Annotated in this window: 4 protein-coding genes; all 4 read left to right on the top strand. The window is 39.3% G+C overall.

The window, feature by feature from the left end:
* Positions 1-369 precede the first annotated feature (369 nt).
* The 4 genes from H5186_RS22180 (at position 370) to H5186_RS22165 (ending at position 3,343) form a co-directional block, all read left to right on the top strand.
* Positions 370-1,206, top strand: coding sequence for a tyrosine-type recombinase/integrase (locus tag H5186_RS22180; RefSeq protein ID WP_182795010.1), 837 nt, complete (start codon positions 370-372; stop codon positions 1,204-1,206).
* Positions 1,203-2,291, top strand: a complete 1,089-nt coding sequence (locus H5186_RS22175; RefSeq protein ID WP_182795009.1) for an IS91 family transposase — start codon at positions 1,203-1,205, stop codon at positions 2,289-2,291. The genes H5186_RS22180 and H5186_RS22175 overlap by 4 nt, the downstream gene beginning before the upstream one ends.
* 328 nt (positions 2,292-2,619) lie before the next feature.
* Positions 2,620-2,940: a hypothetical protein gene (locus H5186_RS22170; protein WP_182785425.1), complete on the top strand. Its 321-nt coding sequence runs from the start codon at positions 2,620-2,622 to the stop codon at positions 2,938-2,940.
* 220 nt (positions 2,941-3,160) lie between these two features.
* Positions 3,161-3,343: a hypothetical protein gene (locus H5186_RS22165; RefSeq protein WP_182795008.1), complete on the top strand. Its 183-nt coding sequence runs from the start codon at positions 3,161-3,163 to the stop codon at positions 3,341-3,343.
* Positions 3,344-4,264 lie beyond the last annotated feature (921 nt).

Here is a 4,264-nt window from a genome sequence, read left to right as displayed (position 1 = left end):
TCAGCTAAAAGCAGAAACAAGCTTTAATAAAGGCATGCCCGCAAAACAGAAAAAAGCTATGCGCAGTACAGGTTACCTTGAAAAGGTATTGAAATCATAGGCTTTTTTCATGCTCTTGCCCTGGGATATGTGCGGCGCGTGTATATTGTTTTATTTAGTTTTGCTTAAAGATAATAGAAAACTTAGTGATAGTAATACCTTAGCTAATTTGTTAAAACTATATAAAGTAAAAAATGAGCGTGGTCGTAGTAGAAAGATCCGCCCTTCGCGCACTATAAAATTGTTGAACTAAGCCGCTACGCGGAGATCCTATTCTGACCATTTGAGCCACACTTACCTTGGGGTTATCCCATAACTTGGAGGTAAGTCATGAATACACTCATTGAACAAGTCAAAACTGAAATAGCCTATCGAGGTTATTCGCAAAGTACATGTAAAAGCTACTGTGAACATTTACTTAAACTCAGTCACTATTTTAATAAACCGCTTGACTCGATTACGGATGACGAGCTTAACGCCTTTTTTAACGATCCCGCTATTCGTAAACTTTCTAGAGCAAGTCAGAAAATACAAATAAACAGTATTTGGTTCTTGTTTAAGAATATTTTACATCGGCCATTGAACTTAGATATTGCACTGCCAAAAGCGAAGTCGCGCGGACCTAACTATTTATCACGTGATGATATGCGGCGGCTGATAGAAAGCTGTACGGATGATATGCGACTAAAAACGTTAATAGTGGTTTGCTATGGGTGCGGTTTACGTATTGGCGAATTGTTACGTATCAAAGTGCAAGACATCGATGGCCAGCGTAAAACCATTTTAATTGAACAAGGTAAAGGGGATAAGTCACGGTATGTTGTAGTTTCAGATAGCGTACTAAACCAATTACGCAGTTACTGGGAAATGTATCACCCAACGGGTTGGATGTTTTACTCGCGATTGTTAATGGATAAACCTATGTCAGCATCGACCTTCAGGAAGCCATTGAGAAAACACGCACAAGCGTGTGGTTTAAAACACAGTAATCCACATGCACTACGCCATGCTTATGCAACATATCAACTTGAATCAGGAATGCCACTTCATCAATTGCAACATCAGCTTGGTCATAGTGATATTAAAACGACACAAAGTTACTTACACTGGTTACCTGAGTTAGGGCATGGCGGCATTGATTTGCTTGCGAGTTGGAGTAAACAATGAGCGCTTTGCACCTCGCTGATATTTTAAACTCAAATCTTGAGAATTATCGGCAACATCATACGATGAGCTATCAGCAGCTACGTGTCTGTCAGCACCTTCAATCATGCAGAACGGGTCAGCTCGGTTATCAAGCATGGCAATGTGATGCCTGTGGTGAGTCGCAGCAGATTGGGTGTAGTTGCCGAGACCGCCACTGTCCACGTTGCCAAGGCATGGCTACGGCTAAATGGGTGCAAAAACAGCAAGAGGATTTATTACCGTGTCGGTATTTCCACCTTGTTTTTACGCTCCCTCATGAGTTGAATATCATTGCTCACTATAACCCAAGTGTGTTGTACCAGTGTTTGTTTAAAGCCGTATGGCAAACGCTGTGTAAATTTGCGAAACGAAAGATGCATGGCCAGTTAGGCATGACAAGCGTACTGCATACATGGGGGCAGTACGCTTGTCAGCATATCCACTTGCATTGTTTGATACCCGCAGGTGCACTTGAAAAAACGCACTGGCATGAAATAGAAAAAGGCTATTTATACCCCGTAAAAGCGTTATCAACAGTCTTTAGAGGAAAAATGCTGGCGGCGCTCAATGAATGCGATAGTTCATTCGCGAAGATAAACACGCCAACCAAATGGTGCGTGTATAGCAAAGCCTGTTTAACGTACAGTGAAAAGCTAGTGAGTTACCTTGCGCGTTATACCCGAAAAGGCGTGATGTCAGAATCACGATTAGTATCAGTGAATGAGCAGTCAGTGAGCTTTAAATATCGCGATTATGCAGATAACAACCGCGATAAAGTAATGACACTGAGTTGTGATGAATTTTTACGGCGCTACTTACAACATGTATTGCCGAAAGGGTTTATGCGCATTCGCCACTATGGTTTTTTAGCTAATGCGTGTCGTAAGCGAAAGTTAGCCCTGATAAGGGCTCATGTATCCACCGCATGCAAAGCGGTGAAGCCCAAAACAGAGCAAGAACCATTGATACCGTATTGGCCTTGTCAGTCATGTAAGGTTGGTATCTTACGGTTTATTGGTGTGATAACCTCAGATATTTCGACGAATGAAATAGTTCGAACGAGTTAGCAGCTTTGCTTGCTGTATTAAATCAATGAGTTAACCTGCTTAACTGCTCAGGCTACTCGCGATTGTGCGTGAGAAAAAGATCATTGCTTAACGGTGAAACATTAGGTTTAATAGGTGCATAATAAACGCTGAGTAACGCAGGGATAGCTTAGATACGATAGACACGCCAGTAAAGTTGGCTTGATATCGCTTAGGCCATAAAAAGCAAATTCCCATAGCATAAGTAACACCAACTCTGACACACCGAGCAGGTAGCGCCTCAGTCCAACAAGCGATTATGCAACACAAACTGCGTGTCGCATAAATACTAAAATGTTAGGAGAATATTTTGCCAACGCCGAATTTATATGTCCTTTATGCACAAAAGTCTCATGAGGTAATCAATAAAGTTGGTTGGAAAAGTTTTTCTGTGATTATACTTTTTGCATTACTACCCCGATTAATGGAGAAATACTTTAATGTGTTAGGGGCTATACCGGGACAGATACTTTTTGTAATTTTGGTATTGGTTGTATTTCATTTTGTACCTTATTATTTATTTTTAAGTCATAAGAATGAACGTATTTTAATTGGTTGGTTAAAAACAGTGATTTGCAATATATTACTAATTTTTTCTGTATGGCTAATCTATTCAGGAATCGGACGTTAGATAGATGAAAAATAACAAAAAATTTGAAGGCGGAGATTTTGGAAGAGCGCCAAAACGCCGCTTAAATTGGTGTTATGTGTAATCTCAAATGAAACTACTGTTTTTAACCTCTACATGTATCGGTCTATATATTCTTATCCTATGGCTTAGTACCAGATATCGAGAAGATAAGATTTCTTCCTTAAAGTGGGTGTTGCAAGCAACGCTAGGAACTTTGTGCGTGTTATGGCCGATTCTATTTATAAATCAATTTTGGGTATTGTTTTTAGCAGCATTAGTTATAGTTTTTGCTTTATTTGTAGGCGCTCAGGGTGGTGTGTTTGGTAGGCTAAGCAAAAATGGTATTTTCGGTGGTATTTGGTTAACAATACCCTTATATTTTTATTTAGTAACAAACACATAACAAATCACCGCACCAGACCCGAACTACGTTCCTCAAATTTGCATTCGCTTCGTTTATTGTATGTTGTATGCAAATTTGTTCCACTTCGTTCGGTCTGGTGAGTTAGGCGTTATCTGAAAAGGAGTTTTTAAGAATGGCACTTTTTTCGATTTCACTCGGAGCCGTTTTCTTTTTAATATCTATCGCCTAGTTTGGGTTCGTAGCTTTGTTTTCCCAAGTAGAAAATTCAGGGTTCGCTTTTGGTTTTATTTTTGGGGTGTTTCCAGCGTTACTTGGTATGTTGCTTATAGTTCCTAGTTCACTGTATAGAGCTATTTTTGTATTTACACAGAAACCAAAACAAACGTTAGCTATACGCTTACTTTAAATCAATAAATAAATTCGTTTACTTCGTCTGTCGATGCACCAGTTATGCAAGTCGCTTGCGACAAATACTTACAAGGGTCGCTGCGCAATAATCCTTACGTTATTAGTAAAGCATTTGCTTATAGCCCTCTAAAGCGCAGCATCTCTGAACCTAAAGACCTTTTGCACAAAGAGCAGAGAAAGAGAAGGAAATGAGGATGAGCTTGAAGACTAATGTTAGCATGCATTAAACACATTATATTAATAAAGATAGCCCATAACTTCTCAAAAAAGCCACTCAAACACCTGCAAAAACGCCAATTAAAACAACACGAAGTCTTCTTTTACGCGAAAGTCAGTTGTCGATTGAATCAAAATAGGAACTCGGCTATAGTTAATGCATCAATAAAAATAAATTAAAAACGAGTAATTCTATAGGCTCGTTATGTGCTTGCATATTCTCACCAGCTTTGATCACCCAATGGCATTAACTTTGATCGCTTATTCTCATTAAGCTTTGATCACGAAAATTACGCGATAATGATCACTTTTGTGTTCTTAATGATTTTGCCGATC

It is taken from the genome of Pseudoalteromonas sp. SG41-2, assembly GCF_014164535.1.
In the GTDB taxonomy this organism is placed as follows: Bacteria; Pseudomonadota; Gammaproteobacteria; order Enterobacterales; family Alteromonadaceae; genus Pseudoalteromonas; species Pseudoalteromonas rhizosphaerae.
The sequence above is the reverse complement of the archived record's forward strand: the minus strand, read 5'-3'. Positions and strand labels throughout refer to the sequence as shown.

Bases quoted from the DNA above. Each gene is read 5' to 3' on its own strand.
- H5186_RS22175 (WP_182795009.1), top strand. From the start codon at position 1,203: ATGAGCGCTTTGCACCTCGCTGATATTTTAAACTCAAATCTTGAGAAT.
- H5186_RS22180 (WP_182795010.1), top strand. From the start codon at position 370: ATGAATACACTCATTGAACAAGTCAAAACTGAAATAGCCTATCGAGGT.